The organism is Mycobacterium sp. OAS707 (assembly GCF_014873705.1).
GTDB lineage: Bacteria > Actinomycetota > Actinomycetes > Mycobacteriales > Mycobacteriaceae > Mycobacterium.
This window is the reverse complement of sequence record NZ_JADBDS010000001.1, coordinates 538937-562403: the sequence shown is the minus strand read 5'-3', so window position 1 is coordinate 562403 and position 23467 is coordinate 538937. Positions and strand designations below refer to the sequence as shown.

The window sequence follows — 23467 nt, the reverse complement described above, 5'->3', positions numbered from 1 at the left end:
TGTGGGCATGACGACATCGCAATCATCCGACTTTCACCTCAACCGGCCCGGCGTGCTGATCGCGGCCTTACCCGCCGTACTCGGCTTCGTGCCTGAGAAATCCCTCGTGCTCGTGACCGTCGCCGGCGGCGAGATGGGATGCGTTATGCGCGTTGACCTTTCAGAGGAATTGCCGCACTCTCTCGCGCACATCGCCGACGTCGCGGCCGCAGCCAAACCTGATTCGGCGATCGCGGTGGTGATCGATGAGGACGGCTTCGGCTGCCGGATGTGCAGCGACGAGTACCGCGAGCTGGCCGAGGATCTGACGGCAGCGCTGGCCAACCGCGGCATCGAGCTACTCGCCGCGCACGTGGTCGACCGCGTCGCCGCAGGCGGGCGGTGGCACTGCGCGGACGGGTGCGGCAACGCGGGCACCGTCGACGACCCGTCGGCCTCGCCGCTCGCTATGGCCGCGGTCCTCGACGGCCGCAGGCTGTATGCCCGGCGTGCTGAGCTGCAGGAAGTCATCGAGGTGGTCGATCCCGGCCGAGCCGCGGCGCTCGCGCAGGTCATCGGAAACGACGCAGCGGATGTTGCCGGACGCCCAGACGAGGCGGCACGGGCCGACGTCGAGGCGGCCATCGCGGCTGCCTCACGTGTCGCCACCGGCGTCGACCTCGATGACGACGAAGTATCCCGGCTGGCGTTGGCGCTGACCGATCTTCGGGTTCGCGACACGCTCTACGGGCTGGCGATCGGTGTGAACGCCGGACAAGCCGAGGGGCTGTGGGCGCTGTTGTCGCGCACTCTGCCGGAGCCGTGGCGGGTCGAGGCTCTGGTGCTGCTGGCGTTCTCGGCCTACGCGCGCGGCGACGGCCCGCTGGCGGGCGTGTCGCTGGAAGCCGCGCTGCGCGTCGACCCGACACATCGCATGGCCGGCATGCTCGACACGGCGCTGCAGTCGGGCCTTCGACCCGAGAAGATTCGCGATCTGGCGCTCACGGGTTACCGGCTGGCCGATCGGCTCGGTGTGCAGTTACCTCAGGTGCGCACGTTCGGACGGCGCGCCGGATGACGTTGTGGGTCAGACCTTTTCGACCTTCACGGCGTGTGCCATGTGGTGGGGAAGCTCGACCTGCTCGTGGCCGGGGATCACGATCATGACCCCGCCGTGGTCGTTGACCTCAACGGTCACCCTGGCATTCGGCACGACGCCGGCGTCCTTGAGCCTCGAGATCAGTTCGGTGTCGCCCTGGACGTGTTCGGTGAGCTGTCGCACTACTACGGCCACCGGCATCCCGGAGGGCAGTTCGGTGAGCCGCACCAGGTTCACGGCATCGTTGCCCAAGTCGTCGACACCGAGTTCGGAAAGACCGGGAATGGGGTTGCCGAACGGAGAGGTGGTGGGGTTGTTGAGCACCTGAACGAGCCTGCGCTCGACGTCTTCGCTCATCACGTGCTCCCAGCGGCAGGCCTCGGCGTGCACTTCCTCCCACGGCAGTCCGATCACGTCGACCAACAGCCGCTCGGCGAGCCGGTGCTTGCGCATGACGGAGATGGCCAGCGAGCGGCCCTTGTCGGTGAGCTCTAGATGACGGTCACCGGCGACATGCAGCAGCCCGTCTCGCTCCATCCGCGACACGGTCTGGCTGACGGTCGGGCCACTCTGCTCGAGGCGCTCCGCGATGCGCGCACGCAGGGGTACTACGCCCTCTTCTTCGAGGTCGTAGATGGTACGCAAGTACATCTCGGTGGTATCGACAAGATCGTTCATTAGGCAACCCTCCGTCACGCCAGAGTCTACCGGTCAAGCTGGGAAAACTGAGTCGCACACGGCAACGACCCCGCCGGCGGGGGGTCCGGCGGGGTCGTTTGGTCAGTAGCTAGCTGGCGTAGGACCGCAGCCGATCGGCGCGCTCGCCATTGCGCAGCTTGGCCATCACCTCGCGCTCGATCTGGCGCACCCGCTCCCGGGACAACCCGAACAGCTTGCCGATCTGGTCGAGGGTGCGTGGCTGGCCGTCGTCGAGGCCGAACCGCAGCCGAATGACCTGCTGCTCGCGCTCGTCCAGCGTCGCCAGCACGTGGCGGATATCCGTGTGCAGCAGCTCGGAGATCACCGCGTTCTCGGCAGACATCGCCTCGGCGTCCTCGATGAAGTCGCCAAGCGGGGCTTCCTCGTCGCTGCCGACGGGCATGTCCAGGCTCACCGGATCGCGGCTGTGCTCGAGCAGATCGGCGATCTTCTCGGCGGGAATGCCCGATTCGGCAGCCAGTTCCTCGTCGGTGGCCTCACGGCCGAGGTTCTGGTGCATCTCGCGCTTGATCCGCGCGAGCTTGTTCACCTGCTCGACGAGGTGCACGGGCAACCGGATGGTGCGGCTTTGGTCGGCCATGCCGCGGGTGATCGCCTGGCGAATCCACCACGTGGCGTACGTCGAGAACTTGAATCCCTTGGCGTAGTCGAACTTCTCCATCGCGCGAATCAGGCCGAGGTTGCCTTCCTGAATCAGGTCCAGCAACGGCATCCCGCGACCGGTGTAGCGCTTCGCCAGCGACACCACCAGTCGCAGATTCGCCTCCAGCAGATGGCGGCGAGCGGCCTCACCGTCGCGGACGACGGCAGCAAGATCACGTTTGCGGTTCTCGCCCAAGCGCTTCCGCGTCTCGAGCAGATGTGCCGCGTAAAGGCCCGCCTCAATGCGCTTTGCGAGTTCGACCTCATCGGCGGCATTGAGCAAGGCCGTTTTGCCAATGCCGTTCAAGTACACGCGCACCAGGTCAGCGGCCGGACTTTGGGCGTCCAGGTCGGAGTCGATGCGTGCGGTGGTGGCATTTGCCATGACGGCCTCCTGATCGGGTCGAACTGTCATGAGCTACAACGCCCACGTGCCGCTAAGAGTTCCCACCCGTCGCCCGGTTCACACCTTCTGATCAGCGGTTATTCGGGCCCGACCTGAAATTCTCCTGAGAATAGAGCCAGAACTTTCTCAGCTGGGAACATCGCGCGGCGAATCGCCCTCGTCCGCTTGCGGCGCGGGCCGGGTGCCGCGCTCGAGGGCGGGCCGCTCGGCCGTCGGAAACAGCGGTATCCGGCGCGCTGTGTCGTAGCGCCGCGGTTCCTCGGCCCGCCGCGGTGGGCGATCGTTGGCGATCAGCACCGCCATCCAGGGCAGCGGGACCGAGACCAGAAGGATCGCCAGTGAGATGAGACCGTTCTGCCAGATGCCGTACGCGACGGCGGCGAAGATCAGTGCGGGAACGCGCCAGAACATCAGCGTCAGGTACTTGCGTACCCGCGCGCGGTGCTGGACTTCGTAGGAAGGCGCGGCGGCGGTGATCAGAACGGGCCGACCGTCGTCGTCGAAACTCAGCTCTGGGCCTTGTTTCATAGCTCCACTGTTCCACACTCGTGATCCGCTGTACGAGTCGGATTTCTTACAGGCAAAATGGGAACATGCGAACCCAGACGATCGAGCGCACCGACACCGACGAACGCGTCGACGACGGGACTGACAGCGATACCCCGAAGTACTTCCACTATGTGAAGAAAGACAAGATCGCCGAAAGCGCCGTCATGGGTACGCACGTCGTCGCGCTCTGTGGCGAGGTGTTTCCGGTGACCCGTGCCGCCAAGCCGGGCTCGCCCGTGTGCCCGGAGTGCAAGCGGATCTACGAGAAGCTCAAGAAGTAGCTTCCGGGTCGGCCGTCGTCGCCGTCGCCGGCTGGGTGGGCATCGGGCCGGATCCGTTGAATGACTCGGCCTTCTCCTCGAGCCACCAGCGGAACCGCTTGGCGTGGGTGACCGGGGCAGGCCATTCCTCTTGGATCGCGGCGTTCAACTCGGCGCCGATCATGATCGCGAACCCGAGGAAGAACGCGAACAACAAGAACGCGATGGGCGTCGCGAGCGCGCCGTAGGTGTAGCCGGTGCTGGTGATCCACGTCAGATAGAGACGAAGTCCGAACGTGGCGATCAGGAACACGGCGGTCGCGAGCACCGAGCCGATCAAAAGCCGGTGCGACGGAAGTGGTTTGGGCAGCGACACTCGGTAGAGGACGTTCATCGCCACGGTCAGGCTCACGATCAGCACCGGGTAATAGCCGTAGGCCAGCACGTTGTCCCAGCTGTCCGGGAGGTACTCGGCGATCTTGCGCGGTCCAAGCGCGAGCAGCGGCGCCGTCACGATCGCCCCGACGAGCATCACCACATACAGGCCCAGCGCGTAGAAACGCTGACGCACCGGGTGGCGCAGCGGAGTCTGGTCGTGCGCCTCGGTGATCGAGTCGACGAAGGCCGAGATCGCCGAGGAACCGGCCCACAGCGAGATCACGAAGCCCACCGACACCACCTCGCCGCGGGCACCTCTGACGATGTCTCGGACCGTCGGCGCGATGATCTCGTTGACGACGTTGGGCGAGAAAAACCGCCCGGCCGTGCTGATGAACTGCTCCTGGATCGTCGGCAGGGTGTCTGGACCGAACAACGGCGCGATGTAGGCCAGGCTGCCCAGCATCCCCAACAGCAGGGGCGGCAGCGACAGCGCGCACCAGAATGCCGCTTGCGCGGACTCCGAAAAGATCGAATCGTCCCAGCTTTTTGCCAATGTGCGCCGCGCGATGTGCCAGACGTGGTGACGCGACGGCGGCACCGGGAGAGGCTCGGACTGGTCAGTCATGACCAGACCAGCATTGCCTATTCGGTGTTACGGCTCCAGCGGACTGACTTCGATGACCGCGGCGAGTTCGACCAACTTGGTCTCGTGCTCGTTGGCGTGATGCTGGCAAAACAGCAACTCCGCTCCCGAAGGCAGCTTCGCGCGTACACGTGCGGCCGCCCCGCAGCGATCGCAGCGGTCAGCCCTGGTTAGTTCGGGACTGGTGAGCGTTGCGTTCATGGCGACCTCCGTAATGATTCGCGTACATCCACTGTCTCAGACGTTTTCGGTTCCGGCCTTGTTCCCCGGCCGTTTACGGGTGTGTCGTGTCTCACGCTTGCGCCGATTTGCAGCGGGTGCAGGCTGGCGGTATGCGTCAACGCCCGACTGTCCTGGTCCATCTGTGCAGCAACGACGAATGGCGCTCGGCCCTGGCCGCGGGCGAACACCGGCCCGATTCGCTGCAAGCGAACGGCTTCGTTCACCTGTCGATGCCTGAGCAGGTTCATTTGCCGGCCAACCGGCTCTACGCCGGGCGAACCGATCTTGTGCTGCTGCGAATCGATCCCGCACAACTGACCGCTCCTGTCCGATGGGAACCCGGTGTTCCCTCCGATCCCGATGCCATGTTGTTCCCGCATTTGTATGGGGCATTGCCCGTAAATGCTGTGATAAACGTCACGCCCTACCTGCCCGACGAGCGGGGCCGGTTCGCCGAGCTGCCCTAGGCGATGTAGGCGTCGACCTCGATCTCGACGAGCAGCTCGGGCGCGATGAGCGCGGACACTTCCACCATGGTGGAAACCGGCCGGATTTCGCCGAACACCTCGGCGTGCACCGCGCCGACTTCCTGCCACAACGAGATGTCGGTGACGTACATGCGGGTACGCACGACATCGGCCAACGAACCGCCCGCCTCATGCAGCGCAATTTCTATGCGGCGCAACGCATCCCGTGCTTGAGCCGCGACGTCGTCGCCCGCGCCCGTTGTCCCTGCCACCGCGATCAGCGGGCCGGTCCGGACCGCGCGCGAGTAGCCGACCAGAGACTCATACTCCGAGCCTGAAGACACCATGCGGCGCTGCGTCATCAGTTCAAACTAGCGGCAGGTACCTGCCGTGCAAGAGGTTTACAGTTCGGCCGTTGACTGACAACTTAGACTGCCCTCCGTGGGCATTCTGTTGGGTTTCGCACCGTGGATCGTCTATTGGGTCCTTGTCGGCAATGTTCCGTTCGCGACGGCGGTCTTGGTCGCGCTCGCGGTGGCGGTGCTGTCCTTCGTGATCGGACGGGTCAGGGGAGCGCCCGGCCGCACGCTCGAAATCGGCGCGATTGCAACGTTTTTGATTCTGGCAGCGCTGACGTTCACGCTGAATCAGTCCTTCATGGAGCGCTGGATACAGCCGCTCAGCAACGCCGGAATCTTTCTCGTCGCGTTGATCAGCGCGCTTGTCGGCAGGCCATTCGTGCGCGAGATCGCCGAAGCGGACCAACCCAAGGAGGTGGTGGAAAGCGACCTCTTCAAGAAGATCACCTCGCTTTTGACGTGGATCTGGATCGCGGCGTTCGCAGGCATGACGGTGTCCTCGGTCATCCCGCCCATCGTTCAGGGCGACGCCACCATCCTCGACACCAAGACCCCGCTGTCGTTCGTCTGCTACTGGGTTGTCCCGTTCTCGTTGCTCGGCGCTGCGGCCCTGGCATCGCGGATCCTGCCAGAGAGGATGGCCCCGCCACCCGAGGACATCGTGCGCAAGACCACCTTTGTCGCGTTCGCCGAGGCCGAGATCGACCAGTTGATCTATCTGGCGACCGAACACGCCACCCGCGAAGTCGGCCCCGGCAAGGAGCCGTACGACATCAGGATCGGCAGCAAGGGCGTCCCGTTGGTCGGCGACGAGACCAGGGAGTCGTGGCCGTCGACGTACAAGGTGCGCGACAAGAAACGCTGAGCAGATTCCCAGACACGCCGCAACGGAATAATTTTCGCGACCGCGAGGTCGGACAGGCCATGACCAGACCGATCCGCATCTCCGTTCAGATCCCACCGGGAGGCACTCCGAACTACGCCGCGTGGCGCGACACTGTGTTGCGCGCCGAGGACGCCGGCGTCGACGTCCTGCTCGGCTATGACCACTTCGTCGTGCCGGCGATCACGGGCATCGTCGACGGTCGGCCAGTCGTCGACGAGGACCATCCGCCGCTGCCGAATTTCGAGAGTTGGACGGCACTTGCCTCGTGGGCCGAAATCACGAGCAGAGCCGAGATCGGGCTGTTGGTCGCGGGTGCCGGGTTTCGCAATCCCGATCTGGTGGCCGACATGGCCCGCACCGTCGACCACATCAGCGGTGGACGCTTGATCCTCGGACTCGGCGCAGGCTGGTATGAGCCCGACTACACCGAGTACGGCTACGAGTTCGGCACTGTCGCATCACGCCACGCGGTGTTCGTCGACGCCTTGGAGCGCATCGAGAACCGGTTGCCCAAGCTCCTGCCACCGCCGGTGCGCAAGATCCCGATCCTCATCGGCGGGGGAGGCGAGCGCAAGACGCTGCCCACCGTCGCGCGATTCGCCGACATCTGGCACGTGCACGCCGACGTGGAGACCTTTCTCCGCAAGAACGACATCGTCGTCGACCACGCCCAACGGATCGGCCGTGACGAGCGGGAAATCGAGCGAGCGGTGGCGTGGACGAACCCCGATGACGCTCAGCGCTTCGCCGACGCCGGGGTGACGATGTTTCAAGTGTCGGCACTGGCCAGCGACGGCTATGACCTCACAGAGCTGAAAGAGGCTCTGGCGTGGCGTGATTCGCGGAGCTGATCAGACCGGGACAGCCTCGATGATCGACACCGGCGTCGCGGTGCGGACGACCCTGTTCAGCCGGAAACCGGCCCGGCTCAACAGGTTCGCCCACTCGGTGTGAGTGCGTTCCTTGCCGCCGACGGCCACCAGCATCTCGAGGTCGATCAGCAGACCGATGTCCGATGAAGACCGTTCGGGCAGAACACTTTCCAGCAGCACCAGCTTGCCGCCGGGGGATATCGCCGACCGGATGTTGTTGAGGATCCTCAGCGCGTCGTCGTCGTCCCAGTCGTGCAGGATCGCCTTCATCAGGTACGCGTCACCGGCTTCGGGGACTGAGTCGAAGAAGGAGCCGCCGAGGACCTCGCAGCGGGCGGCCACACCGGCTTTCGTCAATTCCGGGCCCGCGCCGTCGACCACGGCAGGCAGGTCGTAGAGGACCCCGCGCGCGGCCTCCGCCTTCGCCAGGATCATCGAGAGCAGCCTGCCGTGCCCGCCCCCGACGTCGATGATCCTGCGGAAGCCGGTGAAGTCGTAGGCGGCCAGCACCGCGTAGATGGCGAATTCGCTGCCTGCCGTCATCGCGTTGTTGAACGCATCGGCCAGGTCGGCGTCGGTCTCGACGTACTCGAAAAACGGCATGCCGCGCAGCATGTCCACCGACGGCTTCCCGGTCTGCACCGAGTACAGCAGGTTGCCCCAGTCCTCCCAGCGCAGCGGATGACCGAGGAACAACGCGAAGTCACGCACCGACCCCGGGGTGCCGGTCCGCAACGCCTTGCCGATCGACGTGAGTTTGAATGTGTTGTTCCGGCGCTGGCGCAGCACGCCACGCGACGCCAGCGCACGCATCAACCGGTAGACCGCGCTCGGGTCCGCGCCGACGCGGCGGGCTACCTCGTTAGCCGAAAGGGGCCCCTTGGCCAGCTCGTCGGGGATGCCGAGTTTGACCGCGACGTAGAGCGACTGTGCGGTCCAGGCACCGGTCAGCAACTCGAGAATGTTGACGCCGCCGGGTGCGAGGGCACGGCTGACGCGTTGCGCGCCGGCGCGCACGGTGTTGATCACTCGGACAAGCGCAGGCGGCGGAATCAGCGGGGGCTTTTCAGGCACGGCGAGACCTTACCTGTTCAGCAACCGCACAGCTTCGACCGGTCAGCGGTGTGTTCGAGTTACTGCGCTTCGATGCGATCCATCATGTCGACGGCCGTCTTGATCCGCTCGATTCCCTTGTCCCGGTAGGACACCACGACGTTGGCTTGGTCCTGGGTCATCTGCGCATTGACCGTCACACACTCGCGGTCGAAGTCACGGAAGTGGCTGACCGCTTCCTTCAGCACGGCCGTCACGTCGTCGTCGGGTGTCGGCAATTGCCGCTCCAGACTGTCCACCCCGCCGGCGAATGCGCGACACGCGTCAAGCGCGCCGGTGTAATCGGAGCTTTTCACCGCGCCCTCGAACCACGTCATCGCGTCGTTCATTCTGTCGATCGACGGCTGCGCGTGAGTTCGCCACGCCTTCAGCGTGTCGGCGTGACTGGGCGCGTGCGCAGACGAGCAGCCGGTCAGGCCGACGATCAGAAGACCGGCGGCCGCGACGACCGTCATGCCGCCGGGCAGTGAAACGCGAATGACCTAGTCCAGGTAGTCGCGCAGCACCTGAGAACGGCTGGGGTGGCGCAACTTTGACATCGTCTTGGACTCGATCTGGCGGATGCGCTCGCGGGTGACCCCGTAGACCTGGCCGATCTCGTCGAGCGTGCGGGGCTGTCCGTCGGTGAGGCCGAACCGCAGCCGCACCACGCCTGCCTCGCGCTCGGACAGCGTCTCCAACACCGACTGCAGCTGATCCTGCAGCAGGGTGAAGCTCACCGCGTCGACCGCGACGACCGCCTCGGAGTCCTCGATGAAATCGCCGAGCTGCGAGTCGCCCTCGTCGCCGATGGTCTGGTCCAGCGAGATGGGCTCACGCGCGTACTGCTGAATCTCCAGCACCTTTTCCGGCGTGATGTCCATTTCCTTGGCCAGCTCTTCCGGCGTCGGCTCACGGCCGAGGTCCTGGAGCAGTTCACGCTGAATGCGGCCGAGCTTGTTGATCACCTCGACCATGTGCACCGGGATACGGATGGTGCGGGCCTGGTCGGCCATCGCGCGGGTGATCGCCTGCCGGATCCACCAGGTGGCGTACGTCGAGAACTTGTAACCCTTTGTGTAGTCGAACTTTTCGACAGCACGGATCAGGCCGAGGTTGCCTTCCTGGATGAGGTCGAGGAACGCCATGCCGCGGCCGGTGTAGCGCTTGGCCAGCGACACCACCAGACGCAGGTTGGCCTCGAGCAGGTGGTTCTTGGCGCGGTCGCCGTCGCGGCAGATCCACATCATGTCGCGGCGCTGTGCGGCGGGCAGCTTCTCGCCCTTTTCGGTCAGCTCGGACATCAACTGCGTGGCGTAGAGGCCGGCCTCGATCCGCTTGGCGAGCTCCACCTCTTCCTCGGCGTTGAGCAGCGCGACCTTGCCGATCTGCTTGAGGTAGGCGCGCACCGAGTCGGCCGACGCGGTGAGTTCGGCATCCTTGCGGGCCTGCCGCAGCGCCTCGGATTCCTCTTCGTCCCAAACGAAATCGCCTGAGGCCTTGTCCTTTTCGCTCGGCTCGGCGATCTCCTCCTCGTCGTCCTCGCCGACCGCCTTCTCAGCCGGTTTGACCTTGGGCTGCTTGGCTTCGCCTTCGACCGCTTCGGCCTCGCCCTCTTCGGCTACCTCGTCGGGGGTTTCGTCGTCGACCTCGAGGTCTTCCAGGTCGATATCGGCGTCGTCCTCCAGGACGTCAGGCTCGGCTTCGAGATCGTCGTCACCCTCGACTTCCTCAGTGAGGTCTTCGTCGATAGTGCCCTCCGGCGACGTCGCCTTCTTGGCGCGAGTGCGGGGAGCAGGACCGTCCGCTTTGGCCTTGGCGGGCTGCTTGGCCGCCGCGGCCTTGACGGCCTTGGCCGCGGGAGCCTTCGCCGCCTTGGCGGGGGCCTTGGTGGCCCGCTTCGCCGGGGCGGAGCCATTGGCTGACTTCACCGCCGCGGAAGCCTTCTTGGCGGGGGTCTTGGTAGCGGTGCGCTTCACCGGCTCATCGGTCGCCGGGCGTGCCTTTGTCGCTGCCACGTACACCCTTTCGGTCTTGCAAAATCCGACGGGCACGGTCGTGCACCATCGAAAAGCGTCGGCTATGTCGAATATTGGCGGTTGATCTCGCCGCTATCCGGGATGCGGCCGCCGTCGACCATTGTAACGACAGTGTGAGGTACAGCCGTGTTGAGCGGCAAATTTGGCGCGTCGGTGCGCTGGCTACTTGGCAGTAGCGGTGACGTCGACGTCGGCGGCCATCGCCGCACCGACGATGCCTGCGGTGTTCTGCAGCGCCGCGGCCACCACCGGCGTGCGGTTTTTCAACAGCGGAACCCACTTGTCGGCCTTGCGGGAAATTCCGCCGCCGGCGATGAACAGGTCGGGCCAGATTGCGTTCTCAATGGCAATGAGGACGCTGGTCACCTCTTTTGTCCAGCGCTCGTAGCTCCAGCCCTTTTTCTCCTTGATCGAGGACGCCGCGCGGTGCTCGGCTTCTTTACCGCCCACCTCGAGATGGCCGAACTCGGTATTGGGCAGCAGTACGCCGTTGTGGATCACCGCCGAGCCGATGCCGGTGCCGAATGTCAGCAGCACGATGACCCCGGAGTTGTCCCGGCCTGCGCCGAACTTCTCTTCGGCCAGGCCTGCCGCATCGGCGTCGTTGAGCACCGTCACCTGCTGGCCGTCGAGCGCGGTGGCGAACGCCTCGCGGACGTTGACGCCGAGCCAGCGCTTGTCGACGTTGGCCGCGGTGCGCACGATCCCGTCGGTGATCACGCCGGGATAGGTGACGCCGAGCTTTTCGGTCCACCCGAACTCCCTGACGACTGCGGCGACCGTCTTGGCGACCGACTCCGGGGTGGCCGGTTGCGGGGTCTCCAGCTTGAAGCGCTCGCCGATCAGCTGCCCGGTGTCCAGGTCGACGATGCCGCCCTTGACGCCGCTGCCGCCGACGTCGATGCCGAAGCCGCGGCGTTGCGCGCCGCCGTTGGTGCTGGGGTCCGCGGCGGGTGAATCGGTGGCGGTCATGAGGGCTCCTCCAGACGCGGGCAGGTGCGACGCGACCCACACACTAGTAGCTCGGGAAACCTCGCGTGTCCCGTTGCGCGCGGGGCCCAGTCGCCCAACCGATTAACGGGAATGTGTTGCGATGGAACCGTGACGCAAAACGACACCGATCCCGTCCTGTTGCGCGAGATCGCCGAGCAGCTGGCGACGGAGGCGGCCGAGTTCGTCCTCCGGCGGCGCGTCGAGGTTTTCGGCAGTCCCCGGCCGGGCGGCGGCGCCACGGTACGGGCCAAGAGCACGCCAACCGACCCCGTCACCGTCGTCGACACCGAAACCGAGCGGCTGCTGCGCGACCGGCTGGCCGAACTGCGGCCGGGGGAGGCCATCCTCGGCGAGGAGGAAGGCGGCCCGACCGGTCGCGACGGCCTGACCTGGGTGCTCGACCCCATCGACGGCACGGTCAACTTCGTCTACGGGATCGAGAACTACGCGGTGTCCGTGGCTGTGCAGCGCGGCGGTGTGTCGCTGGCCGGAGCCGTCGCCAACGTGCCTGCCGGGCTGCTGTACTCCGCGGCGTTGGGACACGGTGCACACGTGCGGCGCGACGGGGTAGCGACATCACTGCGCTCGAGCGCGGCCGTGGAGCTGTCAATGTCGTTGGTAGGCACCGGGTTTTCCTACTCCCGCGAGGAGCGTGCGCGGCAGGCGGAGATTCTCACCGGGTTACTGCCTGCCGTGCGCGATGTGCGACGGATCGGCTCGGCTGCACTCGATCTGTGCATGGTGGCCGCGGGGGCGCTCGACGCGTACTACGAGGACGGCGTGCACGTCTGGGACTGGGCCGCAGGCGCGCTGATCGCGGCGGAGGCCGGCGCGACGCTGCGATTGCCTGCGGCCGATCGCACGGCAGGACGGATCATGGCCGCTGCCCCGGGCATCGCCGAGGCACTGGCCGACACCTTGCGTCGTTCGGGCGCCTTGTAACGCGAATTCCCGCCGATTCCAGCGCAATTCGACGTCAACAGGTGGCGGTGTGGATCTTCTTCAGCAGTGTCGGATCGGCGGGCTGGGTGGCGTCGGGCCGCAGGCTCGCCAGCACTGCGTCGATGTCGTCGCTGTGGGTCAACTCCGAAAACTCGGTGCCGATCGCCAGGTCGACGGTGTCGTCACCGCGCTGGTCCTGGAACAGCTCCGTGCAGGGCGCCACGAGCCACACCGCCGCTGCGGCGGCGCGCCCGGACGGACCGAAGCGGATCTGGCCGATGCACTGCAGCCGAGTGTTGGTGTACACGGGGTCATTGCCGGCCGCTGGTTCGGCGAATCCCAGGTCACGCAGCTCGCCGGCCACCTCGGCAGCTTGGCCACCCTGGCCGCTGGCGTTGAGCACGCGAATCTTGGAGTCGGAGAGCTTGGCGGGCGTCACGTCGGTCATGTCCGCGCGGGTCACCTGTTCGCCCAGCTTCGGCGCCGGGGCGGACGGGTCAGCCGGGGGCGGAGGCGGGTTGCAGATGGTCGCCTCATGGACATCGGGCGGTCTGCTCAGCGCCATCACCCACACCAGCAGCGTCACCACCGCGAGTGCGACGAACAGCAAGATGCCAGGCAGGTAATTACGCCGGCGAAAGGGCCGACCGCGCTTGTCGAACGCGGTACCGTCTGTGATTTGCGCGACCACGCCTGCACTCTAAGGCCAAAGACAAGCGGCCCTTCGTGCGGCGGGATCTACACTGTGACGTAAATCACACTGTAACGGGTGTCAGAACGGGCACGAATCGTTTGGGGAATGCGTTCGACGCTGGTACAAAGCTCTGCTGCAAGGTTTGACGGAGGGGACGAGGAAGATGGCTACCGATTACGACGCCCCGAGGCGCACTGAAACCGACGACGTTTCCGAGGATTCGCTGGAGGAACTGAAGGCGCGGCGTAACGAGGCCCAGTCTGCGGTCGTAGATGTCGACGAGTCCGAGTCCGCTGAGTCTTTTGAGCTGCCCGGCGCCGATCTATCCGGCGAGGAACTGTCTGTGCGGGTGATCCCGAAGCAGGCCGACGAGTTCACGTGCTCGAGCTGCTTTCTGGTGCATCACCGCAGCCGACTGGCCAGCGAGAAGAACGGCGTGATGATCTGCACCGATTGCGCGGCCTGAGCGGCTCAGGCGCGCAGCGCGGCGAGCACCCGGTCGGGATGGCGGCAGCTCACCAGCCAGTACGGCGTCGGATCATCGGGATCGTCGAGGATCAGCAGAACCATGGGACCTACCCATGCCCGGTGTACGACGAAGGCGGCCGGGTCGAGCTGGCGCCCGAGCGCTGCCGACTTCGCGGTTTTCGGCACTTCGGCCGAGCGTTCGATCGCGGTGACCGGCAGATGTGCCGCGCCGACCCACAACTCGGTGCCGCCCGTCCCGCCGACAACGCTCACCTCGGTCTTGCCGAACCACAGCAGCACGACGGCGGCGACCGGCAACAGCACCGCAAACGGCACCCAGGCCGGCAGCGCGGGCACGCCCATGTGGACTTCGAACGCGATCAGGCCGGCAAGCCCAAGTCCCGGCAGCCACCACCACCAAGGCACAGCCAACCGTTCGCGGTAGCGAACGGCTTGCGACGTGGCGCGCGTGTCGGACACGCGGCCAAGAGTAATCTCTGACGTCGTGTCCACTTCTCTGGCGGTCGTGCGCCTGGATCGTGAATTGCCGATGCCCAGCCGTGCTCATGACGGCGACGCGGGCGTCGACCTGTTCAGCGCGCTCGACGTCGAGCTGGCGCCCGGTCAGCGGGCGCTGGTACCGACCGGCATCGCCGTCGCCATCCCGCGCGGCATGGTCGGGCTCGTGCATCCGCGTTCGGGTTTGGCTGCGCGCGTGGGCCTTTCGATCGTCAACAGTCCCGGCACGATCGACGCCGGTTACCGTGGTGAGATCAAGGTGTCATTGATCAACCTGGACCCGGAGACGCCGATCGTCGTGAACCGGGGAGACAGGATCGCCCAACTGCTTGTGCAACGGGTCGAGCTGCCAGAGTTGGTCGAGGTGACGTCTTTCGACGAGGCCGGCTTGGCCGACACAACCCGTGGCGACGGTGGCCACGGTTCCTCCGGCGGACATGCGAGTTTGTGAGATGGCATTCGGAAAGCACAGCGATCCCGACGACGACCTGACGGGCGACCCGGTCGACGAAGAACTCGACGGCCCGTTCGACGTCGACGACTTCGACGACCCGTCGACAGCGGCACTTGGCAGGCTGGATCTGGGTTCGGTCCTGATCCCGATGCCCGAGGCCGGTCAGGTACAGGTTGAGCTCACCGAGGTGGGTGTGCCCAGCGCCGTGTGGGTGGTGACGCCCAACGGCCGGTTCACCATCGCGGCCTACGCCGCGCCCAAGACGGCGGGGCTGTGGCGGGAAGTCGCCACCGAGCTGGCGGACTCGCTGCGCAAGGACGTGCCCGAGGTCCGCATCGAGGACGGCCCGTGGGGTCGCGAGGTGATCGGCGTATCGAAGCCCGAACCGGACCAACCGGCAGGCGTCGTGCGGTTCATCGGTGTCGACGGCTACCGCTGGATGATCCGGTGCGTGGTCAACGGCCCGCAGGACAAGATTGCGGCGCTGACCGACGAGGCGCGAAATGCCTTGGCGGACACCGTCGTTCGGCGCGGAGACACCCCGTTGCCGGTTCGCACTCCGCTGCAGGTGCAGCTGCCGGAACCGATGGCAGCGCAACTGCGCGCGGCCGCCGAACAGGCCGCGCAGCAGCAGATGCAACAGGCCCAGCAGGCTGCGCAGCAGCCCCCGCAGCCCGCGGCGCGCCGCAGCGAGCTCGGGACGGCCATGCAGCAGCTGCGCACGATCACCGGCGGCTAGCGATTTCGGCGCGGTAATCCACGCTCAGCGACGGTAAACGCGCCTGAATCGCAAGGACTCAAGCGTCGAGCAGTGCGGCCAGGCACGCGGCGCCGAGCACCGCCGGATTCGCGCCCATTTCGTCCAACGTGACGGTGCGCAGTGCCGCGCGAGGTGCGGCCGCGACCCATTCGATGCCGACCTCGACCGGATGTATCGGGTCGTCGGTGGCCGATGCCACACCCATCGGCGCGGTCAACCCCTCCAGCTCGCCGCACGTCGGCGCGACGAACCGGGCAGCCTCCTCCATCGCATCTGGCAGCGCGGGCCATTGCCCGACCCAGGACCGGGTCAGCTCGTCGGCCAGCCACGCCGGGCTGCCCGCCCGCATCTGCGCAGTGGCCGACGCCAGCCCGTCGCGCCGCAGCATCGCCGCCGAGTGTCGCGCGGCCAGCGCCGCAGGCGCGGTATCCGGGTCGCCCGTCCAGGCGGGCAGGGCCGCCAACACGGCGACCGCGTGACCCGGATGAGCAAGCGCCCACGCCGCGGCCACCGCCGCGCCGATCGATACCCCGCCGACAGCGATCGGGCCGCCCCGCGAGGCGTTGTCGAGCTCGTCGCGGTAGCCGTCGATGAGCCGTTCCGGCCGCGGCGAAGGCGCCATGACGACGGCGCCGACATCGTGCAGAGCGTCGGAAAACGCCCGGTAGACGTAGTCGTCGTCAGATCCTGTGCCGGGCAGCAGAACCGTCGTGACGCCCCGCAGATTGACCGCCATCAGATGATCGTGCCCTGTTCATCGAGTCGTCGGCGTGGCGACCCGGCCCCGCGTGGCATATCGGAACCAAGAGGTCTACCGTGGCGTTGGATTGGGTAGATCCATGGTGGATCTGCAAAAGTCAGGAGAGGCCATGGCTACGGCCGAAGGGTATCTGCGCCGGCTCACCCGCCGGCTGACGGAGGACCCGGAGCAACTCGACGTAGAAGAGCTCAGCGACGAGGCCGCCAGCACCGGCGCCCAAAAGGCGATCGACTGTCACCGCGGCCAAGAAGTCACGATGGTCGGCACACTGCGCAGCGTTGAATGCAACGGCAAGGGCTGCTCCGGCGGTGTCAAGGCCGAACTGTTCGACGGCACCGACTCGGTGATGCTCGTCTGGCTCGGTCAGCGCCGCATTCCCGGTATCGAGTCCGGCCGCACATTGCGGGTGCACGGCCGGATCGGCAAGCTCGACAACGGTGGCAAGGCGATGTACAACCCGCACTACGAGATTCAGAAGTGACCGACCCCGGACCTGAACCGGGGAAGCAGCACAAAGCGAACGCCGTCCTCGAACAGATGGGCGGCATCAGCGGCCTGATCTACTCGTCGCTGCCCGTCGTCGTATTCGTTCCCGTATCAACCGCATTCGGGCTACTGCCCGCCATCTGCGCGGCCCTGGGAGTGGCGGCGCTGATCCTGATCTGGCGGCTCATCCGACGCGAGTCCGCTCAGCCGGCGATCTCCGGCTTCATCGGCGTCGGCATCAGCGCCGCGATCGCCTACATGGTGGGCGAGTCGAAGGGCTACTTTCTGCTCGGCATCTGGATGTCGTTGTTCTGGGCGATCGTTTTCGGGGTCTCGATCCTGATTCGGCGCCCGGCCGTCGGCTACATCTGGGGCTGGGTCAACTCGCACGACCGCGACTGGCGCGGGCTGCGCAAAGCGGTGGTGGCCTTCGACCTCGCGACGGTTGTGTGGGTGCTGGTGTTCGCCTCGCGATTCGTCGTGCAGCAGCACCTGTATGACGCCAACCAGACGGGCTGGTTGGGCATCGCGCGCGTCGCGATGGGCTGGCCGCTGACCGCGGTGGCCGCGCTCGTGACGTATCTGGCCATCAGGACCGCCCAGCGGGCGCTGCACGCGCATCATGCCGAAACCGCGAAGACCGCCGAGGAACACGGGGACGTCGCCCAACCCGATGCCCACTGACACGGGTGCCGACCGGCCGCTGATCGCGGTCGCGGTGCTGGCCTCGTTCGTCGCGTTTCTCGACGGTTCGGTGGTCAACCTCGCCCTGCCCGCGATCGGCAGGGAGTTCGGTGGCGGCCTTGCGTTGCAGCAGTGGGTCCTCGACGGCTATCTGCTCACCCTCGGGGCGCTGATCCTGGTCGCAGGCGCGATATCCGACCAGTTCGGCCGACTGGCCGTATTGCGAATGGGCGTCGCGGTATTCGGCGTCGCCTCGGTGATGTGTGCAATCGCGCCAAGCGGCTGGATCCTCGTCGCCGCGCGATGCGTGCAGGGCGTCGGCGCCGCGTTTCTGGTGCCCAGTTCGCTCGCGATGATCAACGCGCGGTTCTCGGGCGCCGCGCAGGCCCGCGCCATCGGCACATGGACCGCGTGGACGGGCACCGCGTTCGTGGTCGGCCCGCTGCTCGGAGGGCTGCTGGTCGACGCGGTCGGCTGGCGGTGGATCTTCGGCGTCAACATCGTGCCGCTGGTGGCCACGCTCTACCTGGCGGCGAAACTGCCGACCGACAAGGGCGACCGGTCCGCGCGCATCGACGTGGTCGGCGCGACGCTCAACGCGGTCGGGCTGACCGGCGCGGTGTACGCGCTCATCGAAGGACAACGGCTTGGGTTCTCGAATCCGCCTGTGCTCGCTGGTCTGGTGATCGGGTTGGTATGCCTTGCCGCATTCCCGTGGTGGGAGAGCCGTACCCCGCATCCGATGATGCCGCTGCATATCTTCGCCGCCCGCAACTTCGCGGTGGGCAACCTGGCCACGGTGTTCCTCTATGCAGCGGTGTCGCTCGGGATCTTGATCGTTGCGCTGTTCCTGCAAGAGGCCGCGGGGTTGTCGGCAACCGAGGCGGGGTTGGCGACGCTGCCGGTGCCGGTGCTGTCGTTCTTGTTGGCCCGCCGGTTCGGCACGCTGGCGGGCGTGCACGGGCCGCGGCTGTTCATGGCGGTCGGCCCGCTGATCGCTGCGGGCGGATTCCTCTGGATGGCGACAGCGCACGAACCGTTCAACTTCGTCACGCAGATGCTGCCAGGCGTGGTGGTGTTCGGGCTGGGCCTGACGATCACGGTGTCGCCGCTGACCGCAGCGATCCTGGCCGCCGTCGATCCCGCGCAAAGTGGGATCGGCTCTGCGATCAACAACGCCGTGTCCCGAATCGCAGGCCTGATCGCGGTTGCGTTAACGGGCGTAATTATTGGTGGCACAGTCGATTTCGACGGTTTTCGGCAGGGCGCGCTGGTGACGGCCGCGCTGTTCGTGATTGCCGGGCTGATTTCTGCGCTCGGTATCCGCAACGCGCAATGCGACCTCAGCCGCGTCACCCCTGCCGCCGCGGCCCGCTGCCACGACCGCCCGACCCCGCCGCCGGCCTACTCGTCGCGCTGAGGCTCAGCGCGACTGCGGATGCAGCAGCAGTTCCTGCAGCGCGTCCTCGACCTCTGTGGTGGCCACGAACAACAGTTCGTCGCCCCCCTCGAGTGGTTCGTCGGCCTCGGGCACGATCACTCGTGGTCCGCGCAGGATCGTCACGAGCGCGGCGTCGCGCGGCAGCTCCAGCCGTTTGACGGGCTTGCCGCCCCACGGCGTGTCGTCGGGCAGCGTGATCTCGACGAGGTTGGCGTGGCCCTTGCGGAACTCGATCAGCCGCACCAGGTCACCGACGGCTACGGCCTCCTCGACGAGTGACGCCAGCATGCGTGGCGTGGAGACCGCGACGTCCACGCCCCAGCTGTCGTCGAACAACCACTCGTTGCGGGGGTCGTTGACGCGGGCCACCACCCGCGGCACCGCGAACTCGGTCTTGGCGAGCAGGCTGACCACCACGTTGACCTTGTCGTCGCCGGTTGCGGCGATCACGACGTCGAACTCCTCGAGCTTGACCGACTCCAGGAGGCTCAGCTCGCACGCGTCGCCAAGGCGCCAGTGCGCGGCCGGGATCGCGTCGACGTCGATGTGGTCGGGGTTGCGCTCCAACAGGGTGACCTCGTGGGTCTCGACGAGCTCACGGGCAATCGACCGGCCGACCGCGCCGGCCCCGGCAATAGCGACCTTCACGACCCCTCCACGTCCTCGCTGGGCGGCAGCGCCGCAATCGCCAAGGCTTCGGCGATGTGCCCGGCGATCGCGGCCATGTACACCTGGTCGCCCGCCTGGATGACGGTCTTGGGGTCGGGCAGCAGGCCCGCACCGAACCGGATCATGAACGCCACGCGCGCGCCGGTGGCCGTCTCGAGGGCGGTGACGCGGTGACCGACCCAGTCCTCGTGCAGCGCCAGCTCTGTCACGCCGACGTTGCCCGTCGGATCGCGCCACTTGGTGGTCTCGGTTTCCCGGGTCAGCAGGTTGAGCAGCCGGTCGGTCGTCCACGGCACGGTGGCCACGGTCGGGATCCCGAGGCGTTCGTAGACCGCGGCGCGCTTGGCGTCGTAGATGCGGGCCACGACACGCTCGACGCCGAAGTTCTCGCGCGCCACCCGCGCCGAGATGATGTTGGAGTTGTCGCCCGACGAGACCGCGGCGAAGGCACCCGCCTCTTCGATGCCCGCCCGCAGCAGGACGTCGCGGTCGAATCCCATGCCGAGCACGCGCTCGCCGGGGAACTCGGGGGAGAGGCGATGAAATGCTGTGCTGTCGCGATCGATGACCGCCACATCGTGGCCGATCCGGGCCAGGCTGTCCGACAGTGAAGCGCCCACCCGGCCGCATCCCATGACCACTACACGCACCTGACGGTCCTTTCCGGCATGTCTGTGGCGAACCCGCGCACACGGAACGCTACCGCTTTCCGACGGGCAACGGCCGTCGGGCTTACTCTTGGCACTCGTGTCCAAGCTTTCGACCGCTGCGCGCCGGTTGGTTCTCGGAAGGCCGTTTCGCAGCGACAAGCTCGCCCACACGCTTCTACCCAAGCGCGTCGCGCTGCCGGTGTTCGCGTCCGACGCGCTGTCGTCGGTGGCTTACGCGCCCGAGGAAATCTTTCTGGTGCTCTCGGTTGCCGGCCTGACCGCCTACTCGATGGCACCGTGGATCGGGCTGGCCGTTGCCGCGGTCATGCTCGTCGTGATCGCCAGTTACCGGCAGAACGTGCACGCGTACCCGTCCGGCGGCGGTGACTACGAAGTCGTCACCACCAATCTCGGCCCGACCGCGGGCTTGACGGTGGCCAGCGCGCTGCTGGTGGACTATGTGCTCACGGTTGCGGTGTCGATGGCTTCTGCGATGGCCAACATCGGCTCGGCTGTGCCGTTCATCAACCATCACAAGGTGTTGTTCGCGGTCATCGCGATCCTGGTGCTGGCATCGCTGAACCTGCGTGGCATCCGGGAGTCCGGCACCGCGTTCGCGGTGCCCACCTACGCGTTCATGATCGGCATGTACATCATGTTGGCCTGGGGGCTGTTCCAGATCTACGTGCTCGGCAACCCGCTGCGGGCCGAATCCGCCTCGTTCTCGGTGCAATCCGAACACGGCGACGTGCTCGGGTTCGCGATGGTGTTTCTGGTGGCGCGCGCATTCTCGTCCGGTTGCGCGGCGCTGACCGGCGTCGAGGCGATCAGCAACGGGGTGCCTGCATTCCAGAAACCCAAGTCCCGCAACGCCGCGACGACTCTGCTGCTGCTTGGCGTCATCGCGGTGTCCCTGTTCATGGGCATCATCCTGTTGGCCAAAGCGACTGGTGCCAAGGTTGCCGAGACCACGGAACAGCTCGTCGGCGCACCCCCCGGGTATCACCAGAAGACGCTGATCGCGCAGTTGGCCGACGCCGTGTTCCACGACTTCCCGGTCGGGCTGTACCTGATCGCCGGTGTGACCGCGCTGATCCTGATCCTCGCCGCCAACACGGCTTTCAACGGATTCCCGGTGTTGGGATCGATTCTGGCGCAGGACAGTTACCTGCCGCGGCAGCTGCACACCCGGGGCGACCGGCTGGCATTCTCGAACGGCATCCTGTTTCTCGCGTTCGCGGCGATCGCATTCGTGGTCGCGTTCCGCGCCGAGGTGACCGCGCTGATCCAGCTCTACATCGTCGGCGTGTTCGTGTCGTTCACGCTCAGCCAGATCGGCATGGTCCGGCACTGGACGCGGCTGCTGCGCACCGAAACCGACTCCGCCGTACGCGCCCACATGATGCGGTCCCGGGTGATCAACACAATCGGTTTCCTGTGCACCGGCACGGTGTTGGTCATCGTGGTGGTGACGAAGTTCGTCGCGGGCGCGTGGATTGCGATCCTGGCGATGGGCGCGCTGTTCATCATCATGAAATCCATTCACCGGCACTACAACACCGTCGCCCACGAGCTCGAGCAGCAAGCCGAGGAACAGGGCGATGACATGGTGTTGCCCAGCCGCAACCACGCCGTCGTGCTGGTGTCCAAACTGCACATGCCCACAAAGCGGGCGCTGGCCTACGCCCGCGCGACCCGGCCCGATGTCCTCGAGGCGATCACTGTCAGCGTCGACGACGGCGAGACGCGCGAGCTGGTGCATCGGTGGGAGGACAGCGATATCAGCGTGCCGCTCAAGGTGATTGCTTCGCCGTATCGGGAAATCACCCGCCCCGTGCTCGATTATGTCAAGCGGATCAGCAGGGAGTCGCCGCGCACCGTCGTCACGGTGTTCATCCCCGAGTATGTGGTGGGGCATTGGTGGGAACAGGTGTTGCACAACCAGAGTGCGCTTCGATTGAAAGGCAGGCTGCTGTTCGAGCCGAACGTCATGGTGACTTCGGTTCCGTGGCAACTGAGTTCGTCTGAGCGGATCAAGACGCTGCAGCCGCATGCGGCTCCTGGCGATGCGCGCAGGGGCTTTTTGGATTGAGCGAACAGGTCGAAGAGGCACCGTCCTGGCCGGAGGAACTGACGCTGACCGCAGGGCCGCCCGCCAATGGCGGTAGTTGCGTGGCGCGCCACGAGGGTCGGGTCGTGTTCGTGCGCTACGCGCTGCCGGGTGAAACGGTGAAGGTCCGGGTGGTCGGCGACCACGGATCCTATTGGCACGCCGACGTTGTCGAGGTGATCGAGCCGTCACCCGATCGTGTCGACTCGCTGTGCCCGATCGCGGGTGTGGACGGCGCGGGTTGCTGTGATCTGGCGTTCGCGCAACCCGAGGCGACGCGCAGGCTGAAGGGTGCGGTCGTCGCCAACCAGCTGGCCCGGCTGGGCGGCTACCAGTGGCTCGATGAGGACTCCGCCGTCGCCGAGCCGGTCGGTGACGGCGAAGCGACGGGATGGCGGACGCGGGTGCGGCTGGACACCACGGCGGAGGGAACGGCGGGCTTCCATCGCTACCACAGCTCGGAGCTGGTCACCGAGCTCGACTGCGCGCAGCTTCCGGCAGGCATGCTCGACGGCCTGAACGACTGGAGGTGGCCGCCTGGCGCGCAACTGCACGTCGTTGTCGACGATGACGGTGAGCGCCACATTGTGCAGTCGGGGCCGCGGACCGGGCGCAAGACCACGACGCTGGTGGCCGAGGGCCGGTACGAGGCCGTGCAGCGCGTGGGTGAGCGGGTCTGGCGGGTGCCGGTGACGGCGTTCTGGCAGTCGCACCGTGACGCCGCAGCCGTCTACAGCGAGCTGGTGGCGGGCTGGGCGCAGCTCGACCCCGGCATGACGGCGTGGGATTTGTATGGCGGCGCAGGGGTTTTCGCGGCTGTGTTGGCGCAGGGAGTCGGGGAGCGGGGCAAGGTCGTCACGGTGGACACCTCGCGGGGTGCATCGCGGTCGGCGCGGGCCGCGCTGGCCGACCTCGGTTGGGTGTCCGTGGTGACGGACTCTGTGCGCCGTGCGTTGTCGACGCAGACCGAGCGCGCCGACGTCGCGGTGCTCGACCCGCCGCGGTCCGGGGCCGGCCGCGAGGTGATCGACATGCTGGCTGCTGCCGAGGTGCCGCGGGTGATTCACATCGGTTGTGAGGCCGCGTCCTTTGCCCGCGATATCGGGCTCTATCTGGGCGCCGGGTACTCCGTGGAGGACCTGCGGGTGTTCGATTCGTTCCCGCTGACGCATCACGTCGAATGCGTCGCGGTTCTCACGCGCTGATGTTGGGTACCCGCCC

At 66.6% G+C, this 23467-nt stretch carries 29 protein-coding genes; 14 read left to right on the top strand and 15 right to left on the bottom strand.

The window, feature by feature from the left end; translation table 11 throughout:
- Window positions 1-7: 7 nt before the first annotated feature.
- Window positions 8-1057 carry a DUF4192 domain-containing protein gene (locus GGC64_RS02710; protein ID WP_192720905.1) on the top strand — a complete coding sequence of 350 codons (1050 nt, stop codon included), beginning with the start codon at window positions 8-10 and terminating at the stop codon, window positions 1055-1057.
- 9 nt (window positions 1058-1066) lie between these two features.
- On the opposite strand, the gene GGC64_RS02705 is transcribed toward GGC64_RS02710, so the two are convergent.
- The 3 genes from GGC64_RS02705 to GGC64_RS02695 form a co-directional block, all read right to left on the bottom strand.
- Entirely contained in the window at window positions 1067-1756 is a 690-nt protein-coding gene (locus tag GGC64_RS02705; protein WP_192720904.1) for a metal-dependent transcriptional regulator, read from the bottom strand.
- 109 nt (window positions 1757-1865) lie between these two features.
- A complete protein-coding gene (gene sigB, locus GGC64_RS02700; RefSeq protein WP_192720903.1) occupies window positions 1866-2825 on the bottom strand; it encodes a sigma-70 family RNA polymerase sigma factor SigB in 960 nt (319 codons plus the stop codon).
- Window positions 2826-2972: 147 nt separating this feature from the next.
- On the bottom strand, window positions 2973-3392 hold the full coding sequence (locus GGC64_RS02695) for a DUF3099 domain-containing protein (protein WP_370581951.1): 420 nt from the start codon (window positions 3390-3392) through the stop codon (window positions 2973-2975).
- Between the two features lie 47 nt (window positions 3393-3439).
- Between GGC64_RS02695 and GGC64_RS02690 the strand changes: the two genes are divergently transcribed.
- Entirely contained in the window at window positions 3440-3676 is a 237-nt protein-coding gene (locus GGC64_RS02690) for a DUF3039 domain-containing protein (RefSeq protein ID WP_041313890.1), read from the top strand.
- Here the strand turns inward: GGC64_RS02690 and GGC64_RS02685 are convergent.
- Complete coding sequence (locus GGC64_RS02685; protein WP_192720901.1) at window positions 3666-4661, bottom strand: YihY/virulence factor BrkB family protein; 996 nt, start codon at window positions 4659-4661, stop codon at window positions 3666-3668. The two genes, GGC64_RS02690 and GGC64_RS02685, sit on opposite strands and share 11 nt — an antisense overlap.
- 27 nt (window positions 4662-4688) lie before the next feature.
- The gene (locus tag GGC64_RS02680; RefSeq protein ID WP_192720900.1) at window positions 4689-4880 is read right to left on the bottom strand and encodes a hypothetical protein; all 192 of its coding nucleotides are present in this window, start codon (window positions 4878-4880) and stop codon (window positions 4689-4691) included.
- A gap of 131 nt (window positions 4881-5011) precedes the next feature.
- Here GGC64_RS02680 and GGC64_RS02675 point away from each other — a divergent pair, with 131 nt between their 5' ends.
- Window positions 5012-5368, top strand: coding sequence for a DUF952 domain-containing protein (locus GGC64_RS02675; protein ID WP_192720899.1), 357 nt, complete (start codon window positions 5012-5014; stop codon window positions 5366-5368).
- Here GGC64_RS02675 and GGC64_RS02670 read toward each other — a convergent pair.
- Window positions 5365-5730, bottom strand: a complete 366-nt coding sequence (locus GGC64_RS02670) for a RidA family protein (protein ID WP_192720898.1) — start codon at window positions 5728-5730, stop codon at window positions 5365-5367. The two genes, GGC64_RS02675 and GGC64_RS02670, sit on opposite strands and share 4 nt — an antisense overlap.
- A gap of 79 nt (window positions 5731-5809) precedes the next feature.
- Between GGC64_RS02670 and GGC64_RS02665 the strand changes: the two genes are divergently transcribed.
- A complete protein-coding gene (locus GGC64_RS02665; protein ID WP_192720897.1) occupies window positions 5810-6592 on the top strand; it encodes a hypothetical protein in 783 nt (260 codons plus the stop codon).
- 59 nt (window positions 6593-6651) lie between these two features.
- Window positions 6652-7464, top strand: coding sequence for an LLM class F420-dependent oxidoreductase (locus GGC64_RS02660; RefSeq protein WP_192720896.1), 813 nt, complete (start codon window positions 6652-6654; stop codon window positions 7462-7464).
- Here the strand turns inward: GGC64_RS02660 and GGC64_RS02655 are convergent, their stop codons facing one another.
- The 4 genes from GGC64_RS02655 to ppgK all read right to left on the bottom strand — a co-directional run bounded on the left by GGC64_RS02655 (window position 7465) and on the right by ppgK (window position 11588).
- Window positions 7465-8559 (bottom strand): methyltransferase, encoded by a 1095-nt coding sequence (locus GGC64_RS02655; RefSeq protein ID WP_192720895.1) that lies wholly within the window; start codon window positions 8557-8559, stop codon window positions 7465-7467.
- Between the two features lie 59 nt (window positions 8560-8618).
- A complete protein-coding gene (locus GGC64_RS02650) occupies window positions 8619-9053 on the bottom strand; it encodes a hypothetical protein (RefSeq protein ID WP_192720894.1) in 435 nt (144 codons plus the stop codon).
- Between the two features lie 27 nt (window positions 9054-9080).
- Entirely contained in the window at window positions 9081-10595 is a 1515-nt protein-coding gene (locus GGC64_RS02645; RefSeq protein ID WP_192720893.1) for an RNA polymerase sigma factor, read from the bottom strand.
- 183 nt (window positions 10596-10778) lie between these two features.
- Window positions 10779-11588 carry a polyphosphate--glucose phosphotransferase gene (ppgK, locus tag GGC64_RS02640; RefSeq protein ID WP_192720892.1) on the bottom strand — a complete coding sequence of 270 codons (810 nt, stop codon included), beginning with the start codon at window positions 11586-11588 and terminating at the stop codon, window positions 10779-10781.
- A 129-nt stretch (window positions 11589-11717) separates the two neighbouring features.
- Between ppgK and GGC64_RS02635 the strand changes: the two genes are divergently transcribed.
- Entirely contained in the window at window positions 11718-12551 is an 834-nt protein-coding gene (locus GGC64_RS02635) for an inositol monophosphatase family protein (RefSeq protein WP_192720891.1), read from the top strand.
- Window positions 12552-12585: 34 nt separating this feature from the next.
- On the opposite strand, the gene cei is transcribed toward GGC64_RS02635, so the two are convergent.
- On the bottom strand, window positions 12586-13242 hold the full coding sequence (cei, locus tag GGC64_RS02630; RefSeq protein ID WP_192720890.1) for an envelope integrity protein Cei: 657 nt from the start codon (window positions 13240-13242) through the stop codon (window positions 12586-12588).
- A 166-nt stretch (window positions 13243-13408) separates the two neighbouring features.
- Here cei and GGC64_RS02625 point away from each other — a divergent pair, with 166 nt between their 5' ends.
- Window positions 13409-13711, top strand: a complete 303-nt coding sequence (locus GGC64_RS02625) for a DUF4193 domain-containing protein (RefSeq protein WP_024445904.1) — start codon at window positions 13409-13411, stop codon at window positions 13709-13711.
- Window positions 13712-13716: 5 nt separating this feature from the next.
- On the opposite strand, the gene GGC64_RS02620 is transcribed toward GGC64_RS02625, so the two are convergent.
- Window positions 13717-14193, bottom strand: a complete 477-nt coding sequence (locus tag GGC64_RS02620) for a DUF3093 domain-containing protein (protein ID WP_192720889.1) — start codon at window positions 14191-14193, stop codon at window positions 13717-13719.
- A gap of 25 nt (window positions 14194-14218) precedes the next feature.
- Between GGC64_RS02620 and dut the strand changes: the two genes are divergently transcribed.
- Both dut and GGC64_RS02610 read left to right on the top strand, forming a co-directional pair.
- The gene (gene dut, locus GGC64_RS02615) at window positions 14219-14683 is read left to right on the top strand and encodes a dUTP diphosphatase (RefSeq protein WP_192720888.1); all 465 of its coding nucleotides are present in this window, start codon (window positions 14219-14221) and stop codon (window positions 14681-14683) included.
- A gap of 1 nt (window position 14684) precedes the next feature.
- Entirely contained in the window at window positions 14685-15425 is a 741-nt protein-coding gene (locus tag GGC64_RS02610) for a DUF3710 domain-containing protein (protein WP_192720887.1), read from the top strand.
- A gap of 58 nt (window positions 15426-15483) precedes the next feature.
- On the opposite strand, the gene GGC64_RS02605 is transcribed toward GGC64_RS02610, so the two are convergent.
- Window positions 15484-16182, bottom strand: a complete 699-nt coding sequence (locus tag GGC64_RS02605) for an alpha/beta fold hydrolase (RefSeq protein WP_192720886.1) — start codon at window positions 16180-16182, stop codon at window positions 15484-15486.
- 133 nt (window positions 16183-16315) lie between these two features.
- Here GGC64_RS02605 and GGC64_RS02600 point away from each other — a divergent pair, with 133 nt between their 5' ends.
- From GGC64_RS02600 to GGC64_RS02590, 3 genes are read left to right on the top strand one after another with little or no spacing between them, the layout of a single operon-like run.
- Entirely contained in the window at window positions 16316-16687 is a 372-nt protein-coding gene (locus tag GGC64_RS02600) for an OB-fold nucleic acid binding domain-containing protein (protein ID WP_192720885.1), read from the top strand.
- The gene (locus tag GGC64_RS02595; protein WP_370581949.1) at window positions 16684-17376 is read left to right on the top strand and encodes a DUF3159 domain-containing protein; all 693 of its coding nucleotides are present in this window, start codon (window positions 16684-16686) and stop codon (window positions 17374-17376) included. The genes GGC64_RS02600 and GGC64_RS02595 overlap by 4 nt, the downstream gene beginning before the upstream one ends.
- On the top strand, window positions 17366-18796 hold the full coding sequence (locus GGC64_RS02590; protein WP_192720884.1) for an MFS transporter: 1431 nt from the start codon (window positions 17366-17368) through the stop codon (window positions 18794-18796). Before GGC64_RS02595 ends, GGC64_RS02590 begins: the two co-directional genes overlap by 11 nt.
- Before the next feature lie 3 nt (window positions 18797-18799).
- Here the strand turns inward: GGC64_RS02590 and GGC64_RS02585 are convergent, their stop codons facing one another.
- Both GGC64_RS02585 and GGC64_RS02580 read right to left on the bottom strand, forming a co-directional pair.
- A complete protein-coding gene (locus tag GGC64_RS02585; RefSeq protein WP_192720883.1) occupies window positions 18800-19465 on the bottom strand; it encodes a TrkA family potassium uptake protein in 666 nt (221 codons plus the stop codon).
- Window positions 19462-20136, bottom strand: coding sequence for a TrkA family potassium uptake protein (locus GGC64_RS02580; RefSeq protein WP_192720882.1), 675 nt, complete (start codon window positions 20134-20136; stop codon window positions 19462-19464). The genes GGC64_RS02585 and GGC64_RS02580 overlap by 4 nt, the downstream gene beginning before the upstream one ends.
- A gap of 97 nt (window positions 20137-20233) precedes the next feature.
- Here GGC64_RS02580 and GGC64_RS02575 point away from each other — a divergent pair, with 97 nt between their 5' ends.
- Window positions 20234-22228, top strand: a complete 1995-nt coding sequence (locus tag GGC64_RS02575; RefSeq protein WP_192720881.1) for an APC family permease — start codon at window positions 20234-20236, stop codon at window positions 22226-22228.
- A complete protein-coding gene (locus GGC64_RS02570; protein WP_192720880.1) occupies window positions 22225-23451 on the top strand; it encodes a class I SAM-dependent RNA methyltransferase in 1227 nt (408 codons plus the stop codon). The genes GGC64_RS02575 and GGC64_RS02570 overlap by 4 nt, the downstream gene beginning before the upstream one ends.
- Window positions 23452-23467 lie beyond the last annotated feature (16 nt).